Below are 18,552 nucleotides of genomic sequence, written 5' to 3'. Positions count from 1 at the left end.
CCCCAAAATAGCGGAATACATTATGCAATATTGCATTTGATAATCATTTTCACTGTAACTATAATGATTACAGGGTTACTATTAATCCAATATTCTATATGGAGGTTTTATTATGTTTAAAAAAATTATTGTATCTTCTATGGCGCTTACTATGTTCGGTGGAGCTGCAACTATGCTAGAGGCACCTACTGCTCAAGCAGCTTCTTATAACTCAACGTCATCCTCTTACTTTGATGTCACTCCTGAAGAGGCCGTGGCTTTCTATCAATCTCAAGACTATAAAAAATTAAAAGTATTTTTGGATGACTTTGAAGCTAGAAACCCTTATACTCCAGGTGGAGGCTACGCTCAAGGGAGTGTACGTATGCAAAAATTCAACGATGCTCTTAGAGATGCCAAATTAACAAATGTCTACCAAGAATTTATTAGAATCTCATACTACAATCATTATCCAGAACCAAAATAATAACAACGGATTAAATGTTTATTATTTCTATAACTTAGCCTAATTTTAAATGTATAACCTAAAAATAATTACTAAAACCACTCATATAAGGGTGGTTTTTCTATTTCCCCATATAATTTAGCGGAATGTTACATCATCTTTATTTTAATATGTTTTATAGTAGACATTCTCTAGTTGACACAATCTAGTAGGTTAGCAATGGGAATATCAAAATATATTTATAATTATTTTCTGTTTAATAGCAAAAAACGAACACCCTCTCACAATTAGATAAGGTGCTCGTTTTCATTTTTATCGGTAATTCTCAATTCATTTTAGCTTCTTTCCAATAAGCAAAGATTAAATTAATTTAAAAACAAAGCGTTTTAAATTTAATTCATAGATCTTACTGAAACTTGGAATTGCCCCTTAGAACCATCATCATTTGAAACGTAAATTTTATATGTTCCATTCGGTAATGGAGATACAGCATTCCGTACATTTGTAACATTAATTTGTTGTTCTCCAGGTTTTATATAACCACCAACAATTAGCTCTGTATTTGGACCTTTTACACTATATCCCATTGTATTTTGACCATTATTTTTCATAGAGAAGCTTAAGTCAGCACTCCCATCATATACGAAAGAAGTTACAGCCTCGCCACTATAATCCATTGTTTGGGTTAATAATAAGTCTGCAGAAACATGTTCAACTACATGAATTGGATCGTTCGTTTTGTGTACTTCTTCAGCATAAGTATTATTCCCTAACACACCAAGTGTTAATGCTGAAACTACTCCACAACTAAGCACTAGTTTATTTAACTTCATTTTAAGTTCCCCCTTGATGTTTGTATTCTATTACCATCATACATCCTTTTTTAAGTGCGTTTTTATGTAATAATTCATATCTATAAACCTATATATTTTAACTTTCCGCCTTAATAGTTATTGAGAAAGCCACATAGATAAAGCTACAATATTACACTTCATAAAAAACATGTAAATTTTAAAATCTTTTTCTAACAAAGTTTTCTACGATTAAGTACCAAAATACTCAAATAAATAGCATTTCTATTTCAGATAAAATGTACTAATAAAATTTTTCTAAAATTTCACTTTGTAATTTGATATATTCCATGTTAATATAACGAAGGCTACAAAACAGGAGTCACCACGTATATCATTTTCACAGAATATTCATACTTAAAAAACCTTATTTTATCAGTAACTCAATCCCAATTTTACCTATACAAAAGTTAGTTTATAATTTCATATATACATAAATTTAAATAGATTTTTTATCTATTATTTTTTCTATTTTCCTTATCAATTTTAATACGAGTAATATAACAGCACTTTTCAAGTACCCTTCCTTTTTTAGATAAAAAGTCTACTAATACTAAACATCTATGTCCAACTCATACATAATTCTACTTACAAACTATCGGAGATGCAAAACTATGGGAATTTCTACTCTTTTATTAAATACCTTTATTATAATAATTTGTATCCTTAGCTATCACGTATTTTGGCTAGAGTTTAAAGAAAAAATAACATGTAATAATATGTTATTTTCTATCCTTTCCTCCATTGCTATTATTTTTTGTATGACTTTTCCTTTTCATTTACATGTGGGATTTATTTATGATTTACGTTTTATTCCTATAATATTAGTTTTTCTATATGGAAATACAAAAAACATTGTTTTTATAGGGATTTTATATCTTTCTTACCGGTTTTACTTAGGCGGAAATGGCGTTCTTCCATCATTTATTATCTTTACTATCATTTCTGTTATAACAATGCTCTTTCGTTACTTATTACCTATGTATTTTAAAGAAAAAAAGATATTATTAAGCTTACTTCTTATTTTAGTATGTACAGCTTCCCTTTCTATTTGCGGTATTGTAACTCAAATAAATACAGGAGGTAAAATAGACTCTACTCTCATAGAATTTTTATTAAATTATATAATCATTAATATTTTCACAGTATTATTATCAGTTTATTTTATAGAGGAAATGATTGAGAAATATAAAATGAAAGAAAAACTGCAACGGGCTGAAAAATTTTATATAGCTAGCGAACTAGCAGCGTCAATTGCACACGAAATCCACAATCCACTAACCACGGTACATGGATTCACTCAATTATTAAATGAAAAACATGCCTCTAAGCTATCTCAGGATCAATACTTAGAAATCATGTTAATTGAAATGCAGCAAATACAATCTACTATTAATAACTATTTATCTTTAACCAAACCACAGAATACCCTAAAAGAAAAAATAGATATTAATCACATTTTAAATCAGGTGAAAGATACTATTTCACCACTCGCTTTATCATACAAAGTTGAAATCAAACAAAATAGTACAGATTCCTTTTATATAAATGGGGACCCCGAAAAATTCAAACTCTGTCTAAACAACATCATCCAAAACGGAATTGAGGCTATGAAAAATGGTGGATTATTACAAATAAATATACAAAAAGTAAAAGGAAATATCATAATTGATATTATTGATTCAGGAATTGGGATGTCATCTCAACAAATAAAACGAATTGCTTTGCCATTCTATTCAACAACAGAAAAAGGAACTGGGCTTGGTACTATGATTGCTTATAGTATTATTAGAGAATTAAACGGAGATATAGAAATAGAGAGTGAATTAGGTAAAGGGACACGCTTTTCTATTAGTATCCCTTGCTAATGTGATAACAATTTTCTGTTTAGTTAATTACATAAATGAATTTTAAGAATCCCGCTAGCTAGCTTATTTATTAATTATCTTAAATTCATATGCGTTAATTAAATATAATAAGGATCAGAGCTTATCTATTGTTACAGATACACTCTGATCCTTTAGTTTAACTACATTAAACGCACTTAATATTTATAACTTTTCTTACATCGTGATGAAATACTAGTTCATCGATTTTATCTCATTTACTGATTAGATTTGTTTAATGTAAATATAATATCTCGCGACACTTAATTTGTTATTATCACTAGTGACATTTCCTGCAGTTGTTTTTTCATTAAAGTACAGACCTTTTTCCATTCATTGAAAAAGACAACTCCCCTTTTACTACTTTACTTCCACCGTATAATTCCCTGTCCCCCCGCCATACTGATACACATGTAAATAATACTTCCCTGGATACGTGTAGTAGCTACCTACTAATTTATTCCCTTGTTGCTGAGCATACGTAACATAATTATTTAAATCTGCTTCAGAATAAAGTACCCAGTTCATTCCAATATTATTTTCATTCGTTACGTTAATTTGAAGGTTTTTAGCAGTTTCCACATTAATTTCAAAGAAATCACTTGTATCGCCATTTCCTAAACTAGCACGTAAGACTTGATTTAACTGCAGTTTGTTTGCTGTTTGGAATGAGTTATTCGGTTCTTTTTCTACACTGTTATCTTCTTTCTTTTGAACAGCTACAGTCGCTGTAGCAGTATTAGTTGCTCCTTTATCGTCTGTTACTGTTAATTTAGCCGTATACGTTCCTTCTTTTGTATATACGTGAGTTGGATTTTGCTCATTACTTACTGCTCCATCACCAAACTCCCATTTATATGAAATAATTTTCCCATCTTCATCTTTTGATCCGTTGCTTGTAAATGAAATTGCTTCATTTACATTTCCACTATACGGACCGTTTATAACCGCAACTGGTGCTTTATTCTCTGCCCCTTCTTCCGTATTAATACCATGGAACACAACATCATATTCAAATTGTCCTGATGCATTCACGCGATAATTTACGAAGTATGCTGTTACTGTTTTATAGCCTGTCCATTCCTTTGCACTTAAACGTTTTAACGTATCATTAACGTTTTGTGTAATTGTTTTCCAATCTTCATATTCTCCTTTTGCTGCAGTTCCTGTATATGTTCCTTGTAGTGTGAATGTATTAAAGAACTGTGATTTATTTTTCTTCACTGATACATTTTTCAATTTTGCTTCCGCTGTTATTTCTGCTGCAATATCTGAAACTGGCTTCGATGCATGATTCGCTAAATAATCGTCTGATACTAATGGCACATTATATTTCTCACGATTATCAACTAACATTTGCATATAGTCTTGATATTCTTTATTTAAATTCGCATCTTTACTTAATGTAGAGCGATATGCATCATATGCTGTTACATCATTTTTCCTAATAAGATCATGTATTTTATCAAACATATCATATCTCTTATTGTACATATACGATTGTAAAGCAAAGGAATAATTATAGAAATCCCACGTTCCATACTTTGCATTTAACGTTCGCTCTGCCGTATAACGCTCTGCTGGGTTTGAAGATAACCCTCCTATAATACTCTTTCTCGGTACAACATTATCCGTTCTCGTTGCCCCTGCAAAAAATTCAGCATTTCCTTCTTCAAACCAAGATAATCTTTCATTTTCATATATTTTTCCTTGTCCCCATAACCCTGGTACTTCATATCTACCTTGTAAATAATGCGTGAACTCGTGCCGGAATAATTCTTCTAAACTATAAATACTTTCTTCTGGCGTACGCTCATAAGTAAAGAACGTACCTGTTCCTTCTATATAAAGACCACCGTTATTCGTTTCATATCCGTACAATTGACGATTAAATTGATATTCCGCTGGGCTATTATAAATAACCATCGTTAATACATCATCAGGATTTCCTTTTTCTAAAGGTTGATCACTTTCAACCGTACGATGGAATTGTGCCTTCACTTCTTTTGCCGCCCAATATAAACGTTTTACTTTTTCTTCTGTCACTTTATCTCCAGCTTTTAAAACAATTGCCCCATCATCAAACGTATACGTTTTTGGCAAATATTTTTTCTTTCCATCTTCTCTTATTTGATCTAAATTCACCACTTTACCATTTGCATCTTTCCCGCCATAATTCGTTGCAATTTGCTCAGCAGCTACGAAATATTGCTCCCCTAAATATGGATATATTTTCATCGCATCTGTTACAACTTGTAACCCTTTCGTTCCTGTACTATGGAACGTACCGAGTCTACCTGTATAATAAATGCCATTATTAATAAGCCAACCGGTTTTTGCTGTAATCGTTCCCATTAATGCAAAACGACTTAATTCATTAATATAACTATCTATTTTCTGATACCATACTGTATCTTTCGGTGCTTTCCTCGTATCGTACAAATACGATTGAATATCATAATCAACACCTTGCATAATATCGTAAATAGCATTTCCAGCTGAAAGATTATCTACTAATGTAGAAAAATTATCATTATATTGTTTAAAAATCTTTGCAGCTGATGTTATCGTTTCCACATCACTCGAAGCGTTTCCTATTAACTTTCCGTATGATGATACCACTCTATTTTGCTCTAATGTACCCAGCTTGAAATTTGAATTGTTAGCTATCGCTTTTAATGCAGGTAAGCATTTATCATGATAACTCCGTTCATTTAATTTACTAAGTTCCGAATTATAAAATCCTAAATAAAATCCTGAACGTAATACCTCCACTAATGTCTCAATCCCTTTTGAATCATCCTTCGTATAGGCTTGTCCTTGCTGCTTCAATTTATCAATAATCGCCTGCATCCTACTATCATTTTGATAGAATGCTAGACTGTCTGTATTAAACTGAAATAGCCCCGTAATTTGCTCCCAATCAATTGTTACAAGTAAATCTACTAACTGCTGATTGCTTAATTGATTTAATTCAGCAATTGTATAAGTTTTCGCTACAGCTAATTGCTTACTTTCTTTTTTCACCTCAGGTGGTCTTTGTGATAAATCGGCAAATTGTAGCCTTTTCTCAAAAGACTTGCTTTCGAGCACTTTCGATGAATGAGCTAATTCTTGTACTGGTAGTTGTACACCGACTGGCTCCATTTTGAGCACATTTCGATAAGAAACTTGCTCTCCCTTAGTATCTTCTGCCAAACTTCCCCCTTGAAAACTTCCTAACATTAAACTAGCAAAACTTATCCCTACTAACATTTTCTTTGAATAGCCTTTCATGCTCTCCCCTACCTTACATTTTTAGTGTCCCGCTCCATTATTTTACTATTTTTACTTTTTGTCCTGTATTGAGAAAAAAATAAGGTAACGTTCACACATGTATCCATTCCATGTAAAATTAACGCTTGACTTTCCGTGCATTTTATATCAAAAAAAGATAGATAATAGCAAAATTTCTGCTACATCTATCCTCGTTTTCAACACTATGATTTTAACTTTATAAACGTAACTTCCGGTAATGTTTGCATATGCTGAATAAACTCATTCTTTTCTTCTGACGATATATTTTTCAGTTGCATTCCTACCTTATAAACAGTTTCTGTACCTTGCTGTGAAGCTTCCACCTCATATGAGAGTATTGGGATGCCTTTCACTTGTAGTGTTTCTAATATTTGTTGTATCGCTTCATGTTTATTTACAAACATTTGCACTGTTATATTTTGCGGAAATAAAAATTGCACCTTAAAAATACGACTTACAATTTCTAAACCAATTAAAACGAGAATCGTCGCTCCAATGCCTACTACATACATTCCCGCTCCAATTGCTAATCCTATACCGGCAGTAGCCCATAAACCAGCCGCGGTCGTTAATCCTTTCACCGCCTGCTTTTGAATAATAATTGTGCCTGCACCTAAAAAACCAACTCCACTAACGACTTGTGCTGCAATACGACTTGGGTCTAGAGACATATGCTCTTCAAACACAATATCTGAAAAGGCATATTTCGAAACAACCATTATTAACGCACTTCCTACCGCTACGAGGAAATGAGTCTTTAATCCAGCTTCTTTCGATCGAATTTCTCTTTCAATACCAATCATTGCTCCTAACAAGCCAGCAACACCGATTCGTATAATAAAATCAAAATCTACACTCACGGGCACTTCCCCCTTTCATTCATTATAGATAGATAAAACAAAAAATATCACAAACATCCATTTATCAACATGAAGGAATACCACTAAAATACACTTAATACTCCGGCCGTTTTATGTTAATATTTAAAATATTAACATAAAATAAATAACTTCTAATTTTAAACCTTCACTAATTTTCTAAAAAATAAAAGGTGAATTACATGAAATTAGGTTGAGAAACTTCGGAAAACGCTTTCATTTTGTATCATAATTTTTTATAAATACTACATAAACAAAGGAGCTTACTAACAATGAACGTCTCGTTACTTACACCTACTACTGATTTACAAGAAGAATACTTAGATTTCTATAACGAATGGAAAGATAGCGGTGAAACAATGATCCCGTGGGTTATCTCAAAAAATCCTGCTAACTTCCCAGCTATGGTTCAAGAACTTCTCGATGCGCATAACGGAATAAATATCCCTGAAACTTGGGTACCAGATTCTACATATTGGCTCGTTACAAATAATAATAGAATTGTCGGAGCTGTTAATATACGTCATAGTTTAACTGAACATCTATTTAACGCTGGCGGTCATATCGGTTATGGCATTCGCCCTTCTGAAAGAAGAAAAGGTTATGCTACGAAATTACTAGCATTATCATTAGAAAAAACGAAGGAATTAGACATCACGAAAGTACTTGTCGTTTGCGACGCAGTGAATACCGCTTCTGAAAAAACGATTTTACATAACGGCGGGCTTCGTGATCATGATTTCACTGAGGAAGATGGGAATGTAGTAAGAAGATATTGGATTGAGCTATGAATGATCACAAATAAGCGAGAAAGTGATTATACACTTTCTCGCTTATTTTACACTGCTTCTATTTCAAATTGTACTGTAATACCGCTTGGATCTACCACCACAAACCCATTTGTAGTTTCATTTATTTCATGTTGTTTTTCTATTAATCTTTCTTTCACTTCATCTAACGCCTCTTTATACGGTAGTACAATCGTATACACCTTTAGCCCAGTTGCATGTACTGGTGGGTGTGGATTGTTTACTCCGTTCCACGTATTTGCACCAATATGGTGATGATATCCCCCTGCTGAAATAAATAAGCAATCCTCTTCACGCTGTTGTACTTCAAAACCTACTGTTTCCACATAAAATTCATGTGATTTCTCTACATCAGCTATTCGTAAATGTACGTGCCCAACGACAGTATTAGCAGGCAAACCATCAAACTCATAATCAACAAGTGTTGCCAATTCTTTTAAATCAAGTGGTGTACTTCCTCCTGGCCCTTCTCCCCATTGATCACGCGGACGGTCTGCATAAATTTCAATACCATTCCCCTCTAAATCTTGCAAATAAAAAGCTTCGCTATATGTATGATCACTTGCACTATTAAACCTTGAAATTGGTAAAATTTCATTTGAATATGTATAACGCCCTTCTTGCTCATCCGGGCTGTCAATTACATTTTTATTACGAAGAACCCCAAATAGCGCAGAAGCAAAAGCTTCACGAGTCGGAACTAAAAAGGCTACATGATATATACCAGTCGTACGCGGTTCTTGCAGTACCCCGTCCTCTAACCTTTCAAGAACAAGTAACGCGTTCTTTCCACCTTTTCCAGATAAATATGCTTTATTCCCCTCTTGCTTAATTACCTCTAATCCTACAACATTCTCATAAAAAGCAATTTGACGCTCTAAATCTTTCACTTTAAATTCAACATGACCAATACGTGTTTTCGGATGAATTTTTACCATGAATAACTTCATCTCCTTATCCCTATATTTTCCCATTACATATAACCGTTACTATGAAGGATACAACTAAAATCATCCTATGTAAATAAGAAAAGTCAGAATTCACATGCATTTTTATTTTCATAATAAAAATGCCACCTTTTCTAACTTTTAGAAAAGGTGGCATTTTAACTCTTATCTCATTTTATGTACTTCAGCAACTAGCTTTCCACCCTGAATGCCCATATAAAGCTTCACAGGTGCATCATTCGTATTTTCAAATACTAAATCTAAATATGGATATGCAATTGTAGCATCTCTTCCTTGTGGAACATAACCTACCGTTTTAGAATGTGTAGTTCTCTCCACCATTTTCAGGCCAGCTTGATCTGCTGCATTGTATAAAGTTGAAGATGTTTGACAAACACCACCGCCATATCCATCTACTAATTTACCATCTACTATTTCTTTCCCTAATTGATATCCTTTATCTGGTGTTGTATCACCGATTAATGAATTAAAAGAGAAACGGTCTCCTTTTGCTAACACAACTCCATTTATGCTCGCTGCTGACAAACGAATATTCTCAATACGGCCACCTGTTGAACCACCTAAGTTCGTTTCATATCTACCAATTACCGTACCATTTCCTTGCGCATCACTTAATGTTGCGACTGGTTTTTTCTCCACAATCGGCAACTGATACGTAGCATCCCACATACCAACATTTAACAATTTATCTACTAATTCTTTTTCCATTAATTCATAAGAAGGTTTTCCTTCTTGCCAACTTCCATCAGGTGCTATACGTGAAGGAACCATTTTTTTGTCGACGCTTTTTCCAACCTCACCAACAACCTTTGTTACAGACTTTTTAAATTTCGCTTCATCTTCAAAATAGCCTAAACTAGATAAATCTAATTTTTTCACTTCAGTACCAGTTCGACCATCAACTAAACTAATAGTATCCTGCACTTCTGCTTTAGCCTCTACAGTATGCCCACCAATATCACTTACCAATGCAACATCACTTACTTTTGCACCACAGCCACTCATTATAGCTACACATAACACCCCAACCAATATACCCTTTACTTTACGGAACAATATACTCTCTCCCTTTCCCCAACATCACTATTATGTATTTATTTCATTTTTATGTATGTTTTGTTACAATCATTTTACAATATGTTTATAAAATGTTACAAGTTATTTTTCACTCTATATAAATTACTCTTTTCTTTTATAAATGTCTATACATATTTACATAAAAGTTTGAGTTTGATAGAATTGTAACTTTTATGTAAACTCTCTCTTTTATCCAGTATATACCATTAAGCAAAAGAAATACAAATCAAAAACCCTCAAGCTATTTTTTATAAAGTGAAACTGTAATCAGTGGGGGTTTTACGGGCATCCCGACCTTCTTTGTTTCTGCTGAATTTTGACATGGGGGTCTTATTGCCCAGCAAATAGCGGGATAAAGAGAAATCCCGTCAACATAAATAGGTATTTGCCGTGCCACCACTCCGCTTTTGCACATACATTATGGTGAATTCAACCTATTTTAAAGAAATGGAGGATGTTATTATGTATCCCTACAATCCATATGATCCATATAATCAATATGCGTACCAACAACCACAGTATGACTTACAAACACAATATCAATCTTATATAGATCAAGCAGAGCACACGAATCCATATGACCAAAATAGACAATTCCAACTTCCAATCTCTTTTCCTGGCACTGGAAATCGTCAATTAGAAAGACGCGTAAATGAGCTTGAACAAAGAGTTCGTCAACTAGAAAATACAGTTGAGCGCCATACACGTAGACTAAACCGCTTAAACCAACGTTTACGCACAGTAGAAAACAGACTAAACATTCCATTCGCAGCATTAGAAGACGGATTTTAATCGAGAAAATAAAGATTATATAAAGGAAGGGGCTTCCCCTTCCTTATATAAATTGACGAAAGTTTTTTCCATCTCTATACTGATAAGAGTTAATGAAATGAAACAAGGTGATAAATATGGATTTTGAAATAAATTATCTTTCCTTTTATGTTGTACAAGTAGAAGGAAAAGGTGAAGCAGTTGATAAACGCTACAAACATTTTCAAACTTTAGACGCTGAAGAATATGAAGATAGTTCCTTAAAAGAATTTTTGAATGGTGAGTTATTAAAAATATCGAAGCGAAAAGTAGAACGTCATGCAAAAACAGAACAAGCCCCAACAAAAATTGGTCGCTTTATTGTAGAAGAAGGGCACGAACTTGATTCAAACCCTCATTACAACCTTTTTAATCGTATTCGCTTTGCAGAAACAAAAGAAAACTTTAAAGATATGAGCGAACCTCTCGTTTATACATATCTTGACACAAGCGCTGTACGTGGTGGTGTATTTTTAATTGCTCAGGCAAAACTACGCAAATACTTTGATGCTCCCTTCGTATTCGTAATGAAATGCGACTTTGAACCAAAGGTTGCTTCTATTTCTGATGAATCAACACTGATTCGTAACGTTGAAATGGCCATCACAACAAAGAATATGAAATCTATCCAATATCCGTACATGCCTGAAGAAGGTATGGTTGAAGTAGGCGAACTAAAAATACACCAAGCATCACATGCCCGCTACTTTGAAGACTTCTTAAAATTCGTCGAATACGAACGCTCTATGCCTGAAATTATGAAAACACAAGTAATGGACATGGTATACGACCAAATTGAAGATGTATTTGAAGAAGGTACGGAAGAACGCGAACAATTCAACCAAGCGATGGAAGTATGGGCTGCCAGTCCGAAACGCGAAATTATGGAACAATTTTCAACCGAAGAAGTAATGGAAGCAACTGCTCAAATCGTCGAGCATGCTCCTGAAGTCGAATTAAAACTAAAAGCAGATCATATCTCTGTGAAGGCCCTGCTTGCTGATTTCGGGGATCAAATACATATTGCGAAGGTAAATGATCGATATGTACTTATGATTGAAGCAGACACACTTACATTTGAAAAAGGCTTCTCTCCTATTGAGTTTCTGAAGCCAGATGAGCTGCAAGATGTGATTGAGCGGATTGAGAATAAGCAGCAGTATTCGTTTGATCCGAGCGGTATTGAATAAAGTGAAACTTTAATCAGTGGGGTTTTGTTCATCCCCCACTAATTATTAACCCTCACCAATCGGGCTTTTACGGGATAAATACTTCCATATAACTGTTGTTACTGGGCGCTTTTAATAAGCGCTCTTTTGTTTATATTAAAAACCGATTCTACTAAGAATCGATTTTTCTGCTTTATAATAAAACATGTTTATTTTCAAATTTTTTTGATGCAAGATGACATTTGTTGCAGAATCAAATACATCCCTTCCTTGTTATACAAGCTTATTTCCATTAGAAATATCTACTTCAATATTTCTAGTTGACCAAGTCCTTCTATAAGTTGTTAAGATGCAAATTTCACTTTACTACCTCAAATTTATTGTACTCGTAAAAAGATAATTGAAAACGATATTCCGGATGTTCTCTCACCCAATCGTAGGCTTCTTCTAAAATTTCCATTTTGTTTTGCAAGTCATTAAGTTCACTACATTCGTCCCTTTTCTGTTTGCACAGAGGGCAGAATCCATTCACTATTTCCGCACTCGTCGCCCTAATAGTTTTACTTTCTAAATCAACTACTAGACGAAGAATAACAGAATGCTCTTCTTTTGTAGTCACCTTCATTTCAGCAATCCGATCCTCATTCCAAAAGACACCGTTTAATTGCATCTTTACTGTGACATCTTTAATATCCAAGTCTACCACTATCACACCTCCCTTGTACAAAACTCAATCTTACTCTTCTATTTTAAACTTTAATACACTACAACTTAAAGAGATATTAAGTTTTTTCCAATTCTTCTTTACTATGAAAGAAAGTGTAGTTAATGCTAATTGTGTGGTAAATATTATCCCAAAAACTAAAACAGTTAAAATGTTAAAGATTGTTTCCATTAAACTACACTCTTTTCTTTATATATATTTTTATTTTATTAATACGGTTTAAAACTCTTATTACGTCTTAACAATCCCAAAGCAATTATAATGCACAATCACAACAACAAGTTGATGCCTATTTAATATCAATACGCTGTTACTACATGTATGTAGTTAGAGGTGGAGGAGAAATTCATTTAACCTCTGTATTCTCCTCCATCTCAGCCAAATACCTAATCTGCCGTTCCGCTTTTCTCACTGCTGTACGAAAATGTTTTTTCAGGAGTTCTACTGTATTTTCACTTATATAATATCTTTCCGTTATACTTTCCCACGTGTCACCACTTTCAAATGTACTCCATTCAAAAGGGCGTTCTGTATTTTTCTTTAGTTCTTTAAACACCCATTTTCGCATCTTTTTTTTCGCTTTTTCTGTTAGTTTTCCGTTTTTTACAAGTTCAAGTTCACCATGTCTTTTGTATCGCTTATTAATATCTCTCTCGCTATATACTTTAAGAAGTATATTTGCTGTATTTTCAGCATCTGCTAAAGCACGGTGCTGTTTTCCTTCCCACGTTAAAGCGAGCTGTTCTACCGCAAATTGTAAACTTGGCGTATGTTCAAACAATTCCTCATATGCTTGGAAAACAAATTTTTGCAAATCAATTCTATTTTCTTTTTCTATACTTGGGCATTCAACACCATATAATGTACAATCATGAGATAGAAAGCGATAATCTTCTTTTCCCCATGAAACAAATATAGAACCTTCGCCGATGAACTGAATAAATTTCTCTATAATTTGAGGGAATTTTTCTACACCCATTAAATCTTTTTTCGTAATACCGGTTAATTTTGTTGTATGACGAGTTAATCGTGCACTTGGTTTTACTAACTCCGAAAATTCTTCAATTATCTTCATTGTACCTATTTCTATTTTTACAGCTCCGATATCAACTATTTCTGATGGATCTTCTGATTTATACGGTCTGAAATTCCTTTCAATATCAAACACAATGAAATGTGTAGCGTTTTTCAATTTATTTACCTCTTTCTAAATTCCTTTTCACACAAACACTTTATTTTCAGTATTTATTTATTCATGTACTTTATACAAAAATACTCCGAATAAATAAATGAAAATTCAGTCTTGTTATGATATGTAAGTAGGAGGACATCTATAAAAATGCAAAAAAAAAGAAGGGCGAGCCCTTCTTTTTTCAAAAATTACTTCTTGTTTACGTTAGTAGCTTGAGGTCCACGGTTACCTTGTTCTACTTCGAAAGTAACTTCTTGACCTTCTTCTAAAGTTTTGAAGCCTTCGCCTTGGATAGCTGAGAAATGAACGAATACGTCTTCTCCGCCTTCAACTTCGATGAAACCGAAACCTTTTTCTGAGTTAAACCATTTTACTTTACCGTTTTGCATGAAAAAAATCCTCCTACAATGTACCTATATGTACATATTCATTTTCAACCACCTTACAATAATAAGCCAGATATTAAAAAACTGCAACCCCTGAGGAGATTTAACATTGCTATCCTCCTCGGAAGTTACAGCTCATTTAAATCTCTATATTATTAAAAGTAAAATGGTTTAAATATACTATATCATATCAATATAATAAAAGTAAAGTTTTTTTCTTAAATTATTTTTTGTTCCCACTGCATTGCTTTTAATTCACCTGATCCGGCTACTACATAACCATCTTTTTGATTAACAATGCGCCATCCGTGCCCTTTAACTGAATCACATACTGTAACAATACCTTCTTCAAGAAGCACACGGCACACACTACTAATCCCCGCCTTATTTTGCGTTGAAGTTGTATATAAAACATGTTGATCTACACTTAAGTCTAAATAACTACTTGCTTTCTGCTCACTTTGACATGTATGCCAATATATTTTTTCACTTGCAATACTTTCATCTATTTTACAATAAGAAATATTTCCGCTAACTCCCTTGCATGATCCACTTGCCGCTACTAAATAAGAATTGTGTAAAGTCAACGCGGAGATCATTTGATTCATCGCAATTTTAATCCTCTTTAATTTACGTGTCTTCAAATCAAAGAGCCAAACACCACCATATTTAGCATGTATTTTCGTACCAATAAATAAGTAATGTTTATATAAAAATAATGATCGAATAGACGGTGCCGCACTGCCATACTCAAGAAACGGATGAATAGTTTCCCATGTCAAACCGAAATTATTAGAAAGATACAGCGTTTTTTCTCCATGAGCAACAACAGTTCCTTGTACATTGCTACATACATTCCAACTCGTTGCTTTTGTTGGAAAACGCTGAATTGTCCAGTTCTCTCCACCATTCATACTGCGAATAAAAATCCCTTCGTCACCTACACCATAAACTACATTATCTTCGCTATGTAAATCCCTAATTCGTTTTTGAAAACCATTTAAAATTCGTTTCCATTCTCCGTCTTGTTCAACAAATAAGCCATTATATGTAGTAGCTAACAACAGTTTTCCATCTCTTAACTTTGTAATAGCAGTTGCACTTAACATTGTCTCCACGTTGACACTCCCATTCTTAGAACTTCTCAGCAAATGCAATTGCAAAATTACTGCATTTTTCAACATCCTCTTCATCTTCTGGAGCTAATTCAATTTTCAGCCCTTCTTGTACAAGCTCTGCACCGCGTTCCACAAGACGTTCTTCAAATATCGTTACCGCTTCACAAAACAGTTCATACGCCGTATCACCCGATCCGAATACCGCTACCTTTTTCCCAGCTAAATCTATATTTTCTAAGTCATCATGAAAATCTTCCGCTTCAAATGGTAATTCACCATCGCCCCACGTATAAGATCCTAAAATGATTCCATCATAAGCTAATAATTCTTCAGCGTCCATGCCTTCCATTTCTTGCAATACTACTTCATGATCAAAAGCATCTAAACTAACTTTAATTAAATCAGCAATACTCTCTGTATTTCCTGACATACTTGCATAAGCTATTAAAATTTTTGCCACTTTGGCATCCCCCTCTAACAATAAATGATTCTCATTCTCATTATATTAATAATGAGAATCAATTTCAATTGATTTTTTCTACTTTTATTTACATTTCACATTACTTATTTCAAATAAGGTGAAACTTTAATCAGTGAGGGTATTCATCCCCCACCTAACTTCTTTGTTTCCGCTGAATTTTGAGGCGGGGGGGCTTACTGCCCGGCAAATAGCGGGATAAAGTGAAAGTTTAATGAGTCCTCACCAATCAGGCTTTTTCAGACAACCCACAAAGAGCGGAATAAATAAAAAAGCACAGATGACTATACAATCATCTGTGCTTTTTTATTATTTTTTAAAAATACCAAAAGGCTTTCCTACTGGTAAAACAACTTTTCCGAAGTGTGTATTTAACACTGCTGCTGCTGAACCGTAGAAAGATAATAATGAAATAAGAAGTTCAGAATATGCTGCTAAATTATGCATTGCATGCGGCATAACACCTAAAGTACTTAATGAAAGACCGATAAATAAGAAATCAATAAGGACGAAAATCATAAATAATACTTTATGTGTTTCCATTGCACCAATTGTCATAAAGATTGTGAAAATCAAATATCCGATAAAGGCTACACCAAGCTGTTTTGAATCTGCAGCTTGTGCTAATTTTTCGCCAAATACTCCAAGTTGAATTAACCAAGTCATTCCAACACCTAGCCAAAATAGACCGTACGCACCGAATGCTGTTGTACCGAATGTATTGTTATGCTTTGCATCATGAATGCAAGCAAAGATTTGTGCAAATCCTCCTAAAAAGATTGCCCACGGTAATACAAGTGAAACGCCATCTGTTAAGCCTAACTTTTGAGATGATGCTACAAGTGTTACCATCGCTAATCCAAATAGACCAATTCCAGATGGATCCGCTGTTGTCATTTTCACATGATGTGTAGTAGTTTGATTGCTCATATAAACCTCCTGATTATAAACATACTCGAATACAATACTTAAATCAGAAGACTATGTCAATGGTTTTTTTTGTATGTTGTCAGACGTTATATTTTATAATGATTAAATATATTTCTGACCACTTCATAAGGTTTTATATTCACTTTTTCCAACTCGTTTATCGGTAGCCATAACGGAATATAATTTCCCCTACCTTCCAGCTGAAATTCCTCAGCTGTTCCGCTTCCGAACACTCCGCCTGTAATATAGGCAGCATAATAATATTCATTTCCTTTATATTTTACCTTTGCAATAAGGTGCTCCACTTGTATATGTACCCCTAATTCTTCGTATACCTCTCTTTTCGTTGCCTCTTCAGGCGTTTCACCTTCCTCAATCCCTCCGCCAGGAAAAACATAATATCTTTCCTCTTCTCGAATACGTTTTATAAGAGCGATTTTTCCTTCCTGTACAATGATAGCGGCTCCGCGATTTCTTATCATTTTATTACCTCAATACGAATCGCAACTGTTCCCCACTCTTTTTCTTGTTCTTTCGTATATATTTTGTATGTACTTTCTAACATTTCCTCTAAACTATCATTTTCACAATCCAATAATTTTTTATCGATTTGTTCATATATAGCTTTAAAGCTCTCGTATCGCTTTATTTCCGTTACTTTTACCGTCATCATTTCTATTGTCTTAAGATTCGTAAATACGATTTCATCGTCTTTGTTTATTAGTTGACGTTTTTTATCGTATAGGCGTACTTCATATACTTTTTCCCCTGATTGAATTGACTGAAACGGTTTATTATATAAACCCATTTCGTATCGCATACATCCCACTCCCTTTTGTTCATTTCACCTATTAATACAGTTCACATTACTACATCTTGCATATAATATTCCATACGTATCACTTAATTGAGAAAGGAGGCTGAAGAACCATGTTATATTTAAATCAAAAACCTGAATATAATAAATATGATATTGGTGATTATACTTATAGTAAAGTAGGGCCAACCATTTTTTCTTGGAACGATGAAACAAAATTGAAAATAGGTAAGTTTTGTTCATTAGCAGAAGAAGTCGTTTTCATACTTGGCGGTGAACATCGCGCAGACTGGATAACGACTTATCCATTTAATGCACTTTTTGATGAAGGAGCACATATTACTGGTCACCCTTCTTCAAAAGGTGATATCGTAGTTGGCAATGATGTATGGATTGGTTATCAATCCTGCATTTTATCTGGTGTTACAATTGGTAACGGTGCCATTATTGGTGCAAAAAGTGTTGTTACAAAAGACGTCCCTCCATATGCAATTGTGGCTGGTAATCCAGCAAAATTTATTCGATATCGTTTCCCGCAAGAAACAATTGACAAACTACAGAATCTTGCATGGTGGGACTGGGACATTTCTGTTATAAAAGGAGCTATTCCATTACTACTTTCCGACAAAATCGACGAATTTTTCACCTCGCCCGAAAAAGAATCTACATGATTAATGAAGAAAGAGCATCCTTCTCTTACAGGATGCTCTTTCTTCA

The 18,552-nt window shown here is 33.8% G+C and carries 19 protein-coding genes; 6 read left to right on the top strand and 13 right to left on the bottom strand.

Translation table 11 applies throughout. From position 1 onward, the window contains the following. Positions 1-112 precede the first annotated feature (112 nt). A complete protein-coding gene (locus ACZDYH_RS05765; protein ID WP_000473483.1) occupies positions 113-466 on the top strand; it encodes a hypothetical protein in 354 nt (117 codons plus the stop codon). 371 nt (positions 467-837) lie between these two features. On the opposite strand, the gene ACZDYH_RS05760 is transcribed toward ACZDYH_RS05765, so the two are convergent. Continuing rightward, positions 838-1,278: a hypothetical protein gene (locus tag ACZDYH_RS05760; RefSeq protein WP_000773520.1), complete on the bottom strand. Its 441-nt coding sequence runs from the start codon at positions 1,276-1,278 to the stop codon at positions 838-840. Positions 1,279-1,910: 632 nt separating this feature from the next. On the opposite strand from ACZDYH_RS05760, the gene ACZDYH_RS05755 reads away from it, so the two are divergent. Then, positions 1,911-3,164, top strand: a complete 1,254-nt coding sequence (locus tag ACZDYH_RS05755) for a sensor histidine kinase (protein WP_000513016.1) — start codon at positions 1,911-1,913, stop codon at positions 3,162-3,164. A 378-nt stretch (positions 3,165-3,542) separates the two neighbouring features. Here the strand turns inward: ACZDYH_RS05755 and colA are convergent, their stop codons facing one another. Together colA and ACZDYH_RS05745 are read right to left on the bottom strand one after the other, a co-directional pair. Further along, positions 3,543-6,458, bottom strand: a complete 2,916-nt coding sequence (gene colA, locus ACZDYH_RS05750; RefSeq protein ID WP_139849052.1) for a collagenase ColA — start codon at positions 6,456-6,458, stop codon at positions 3,543-3,545. Positions 6,459-6,661: 203 nt separating this feature from the next. Then, on the bottom strand, positions 6,662-7,339 hold the full coding sequence (locus ACZDYH_RS05745; RefSeq protein ID WP_000109719.1) for an MgtC/SapB family protein: 678 nt from the start codon (positions 7,337-7,339) through the stop codon (positions 6,662-6,664). 290 nt (positions 7,340-7,629) lie between these two features. Here ACZDYH_RS05745 and ACZDYH_RS05740 point away from each other — a divergent pair, with 290 nt between their 5' ends. After that, positions 7,630-8,148: a GNAT family N-acetyltransferase gene (locus ACZDYH_RS05740; RefSeq protein WP_001103123.1), complete on the top strand. Its 519-nt coding sequence runs from the start codon at positions 7,630-7,632 to the stop codon at positions 8,146-8,148. A 47-nt stretch (positions 8,149-8,195) separates the two neighbouring features. Here the strand turns inward: ACZDYH_RS05740 and ACZDYH_RS05735 are convergent, their stop codons facing one another. Together ACZDYH_RS05735 and ACZDYH_RS05730 are read right to left on the bottom strand one after the other, a co-directional pair. Further along, a complete protein-coding gene (locus tag ACZDYH_RS05735) occupies positions 8,196-9,140 on the bottom strand; it encodes a VOC family protein (RefSeq protein WP_002024552.1) in 945 nt (314 codons plus the stop codon). Positions 9,141-9,278: 138 nt separating this feature from the next. Next, positions 9,279-10,190 carry a VanW family protein gene (locus ACZDYH_RS05730; protein ID WP_000488973.1) on the bottom strand — a complete coding sequence of 304 codons (912 nt, stop codon included), beginning with the start codon at positions 10,188-10,190 and terminating at the stop codon, positions 9,279-9,281. 483 nt (positions 10,191-10,673) lie between these two features. Between ACZDYH_RS05730 and ACZDYH_RS05725 the strand changes: the two genes are divergently transcribed. Then, entirely contained in the window at positions 10,674-11,003 is a 330-nt protein-coding gene (locus ACZDYH_RS05725) for a hypothetical protein (protein ID WP_000283715.1), read from the top strand. Positions 11,004-11,119: 116 nt separating this feature from the next. Beyond that, positions 11,120-12,211, top strand: coding sequence for a DUF3900 domain-containing protein (locus ACZDYH_RS05720; RefSeq protein ID WP_474885852.1), 1,092 nt, complete (start codon positions 11,120-11,122; stop codon positions 12,209-12,211). Between the two features lie 337 nt (positions 12,212-12,548). On the opposite strand, the gene ACZDYH_RS05715 is transcribed toward ACZDYH_RS05720, so the two are convergent. The 8 genes from ACZDYH_RS05715 to ACZDYH_RS05680 all read right to left on the bottom strand — a co-directional run bounded on the left by ACZDYH_RS05715 (position 12,549) and on the right by ACZDYH_RS05680 (position 17,838). After that, complete coding sequence (locus ACZDYH_RS05715) at positions 12,549-12,896, bottom strand: hypothetical protein (protein ID WP_006922630.1); 348 nt, start codon at positions 12,894-12,896, stop codon at positions 12,549-12,551. A 364-nt stretch (positions 12,897-13,260) separates the two neighbouring features. Beyond that, the gene (locus ACZDYH_RS05710; RefSeq protein WP_000786417.1) at positions 13,261-14,106 is read right to left on the bottom strand and encodes an exonuclease; all 846 of its coding nucleotides are present in this window, start codon (positions 14,104-14,106) and stop codon (positions 13,261-13,263) included. A 188-nt stretch (positions 14,107-14,294) separates the two neighbouring features. Beyond that, the gene (gene cspB, locus ACZDYH_RS05705) at positions 14,295-14,495 is read right to left on the bottom strand and encodes a cold shock-like protein CspB (protein ID WP_001179150.1); all 201 of its coding nucleotides are present in this window, start codon (positions 14,493-14,495) and stop codon (positions 14,295-14,297) included. A gap of 215 nt (positions 14,496-14,710) precedes the next feature. Then, on the bottom strand, positions 14,711-15,610 hold the full coding sequence (locus ACZDYH_RS05700; protein ID WP_000449496.1) for a WD40/YVTN/BNR-like repeat-containing protein: 900 nt from the start codon (positions 15,608-15,610) through the stop codon (positions 14,711-14,713). A gap of 16 nt (positions 15,611-15,626) precedes the next feature. Further along, positions 15,627-16,070 carry a flavodoxin gene (locus ACZDYH_RS05695; protein ID WP_001062752.1) on the bottom strand — a complete coding sequence of 148 codons (444 nt, stop codon included), beginning with the start codon at positions 16,068-16,070 and terminating at the stop codon, positions 15,627-15,629. Between the two features lie 327 nt (positions 16,071-16,397). Continuing rightward, complete coding sequence (locus ACZDYH_RS05690; RefSeq protein WP_000070938.1) at positions 16,398-17,018, bottom strand: acetate uptake transporter; 621 nt, start codon at positions 17,016-17,018, stop codon at positions 16,398-16,400. Between the two features lie 86 nt (positions 17,019-17,104). Then, a complete protein-coding gene (locus ACZDYH_RS05685; RefSeq protein ID WP_000620822.1) occupies positions 17,105-17,500 on the bottom strand; it encodes an NUDIX hydrolase in 396 nt (131 codons plus the stop codon). Beyond that, positions 17,497-17,838, bottom strand: coding sequence for an ASCH domain-containing protein (locus ACZDYH_RS05680; RefSeq protein ID WP_474885848.1), 342 nt, complete (start codon positions 17,836-17,838; stop codon positions 17,497-17,499). Before ACZDYH_RS05680 ends, ACZDYH_RS05685 begins: the two co-directional genes overlap by 4 nt. Positions 17,839-17,948: 110 nt before the next feature. Between ACZDYH_RS05680 and ACZDYH_RS05675 the strand changes: the two genes are divergently transcribed. Continuing rightward, on the top strand, positions 17,949-18,506 hold the full coding sequence (locus ACZDYH_RS05675) for a CatB-related O-acetyltransferase (RefSeq protein ID WP_174766957.1): 558 nt from the start codon (positions 17,949-17,951) through the stop codon (positions 18,504-18,506). Positions 18,507-18,552: the final 46 nt, after the last annotated feature.

The organism is Bacillus sp. EB V-12 (genome assembly GCF_056158125.1).
The sequence above is the reverse complement of the archived record's forward strand: the minus strand, read 5'-3'. Positions and strand labels throughout refer to the sequence as shown.

What these genes read in the sequence shown, in the direction of transcription:
- ACZDYH_RS05765 (WP_000473483.1), top strand. Translation starts at nt 113, where the DNA reads ATGTTTAAAAAAATTATTGTATCTTCTATGGCGCTTACTATGTTCGGT.
- ACZDYH_RS05760 (WP_000773520.1), bottom strand. Translation starts at nt 1,278, where the DNA reads ATGAAGTTAAATAAACTAGTGCTTAGTTGTGGAGTAGTTTCAGCATTA.
- ACZDYH_RS05755 (WP_000513016.1), top strand. Translation starts at nt 1,911, where the DNA reads ATGGGAATTTCTACTCTTTTATTAAATACCTTTATTATAATAATTTGT.
- colA (WP_139849052.1), bottom strand. Translation starts at nt 6,458, where the DNA reads ATGAAAGGCTATTCAAAGAAAATGTTAGTAGGGATAAGTTTTGCTAGT.
- ACZDYH_RS05740 (WP_001103123.1), top strand. Translation starts at nt 7,630, where the DNA reads ATGAACGTCTCGTTACTTACACCTACTACTGATTTACAAGAAGAATAC.
- ACZDYH_RS05735 (WP_002024552.1), bottom strand. Translation starts at nt 9,140, where the DNA reads ATGGGAAAATATAGGGATAAGGAGATGAAGTTATTCATGGTAAAAATT.
- ACZDYH_RS05725 (WP_000283715.1), top strand. Translation starts at nt 10,674, where the DNA reads ATGTATCCCTACAATCCATATGATCCATATAATCAATATGCGTACCAA.
- ACZDYH_RS05720 (WP_474885852.1), top strand. Translation starts at nt 11,120, where the DNA reads ATGGATTTTGAAATAAATTATCTTTCCTTTTATGTTGTACAAGTAGAA.
- cspB (WP_001179150.1), bottom strand. Translation starts at nt 14,495, where the DNA reads ATGCAAAACGGTAAAGTAAAATGGTTTAACTCAGAAAAAGGTTTCGGT.
- ACZDYH_RS05690 (WP_000070938.1), bottom strand. Translation starts at nt 17,018, where the DNA reads ATGAGCAATCAAACTACTACACATCATGTGAAAATGACAACAGCGGAT.
- ACZDYH_RS05685 (WP_000620822.1), bottom strand. Translation starts at nt 17,500, where the DNA reads ATGATAAGAAATCGCGGAGCCGCTATCATTGTACAGGAAGGAAAAATC.
- ACZDYH_RS05680 (WP_474885848.1), bottom strand. Translation starts at nt 17,838, where the DNA reads ATGCGATACGAAATGGGTTTATATAATAAACCGTTTCAGTCAATTCAA.
- ACZDYH_RS05675 (WP_174766957.1), top strand. Translation starts at nt 17,949, where the DNA reads ATGTTATATTTAAATCAAAAACCTGAATATAATAAATATGATATTGGT.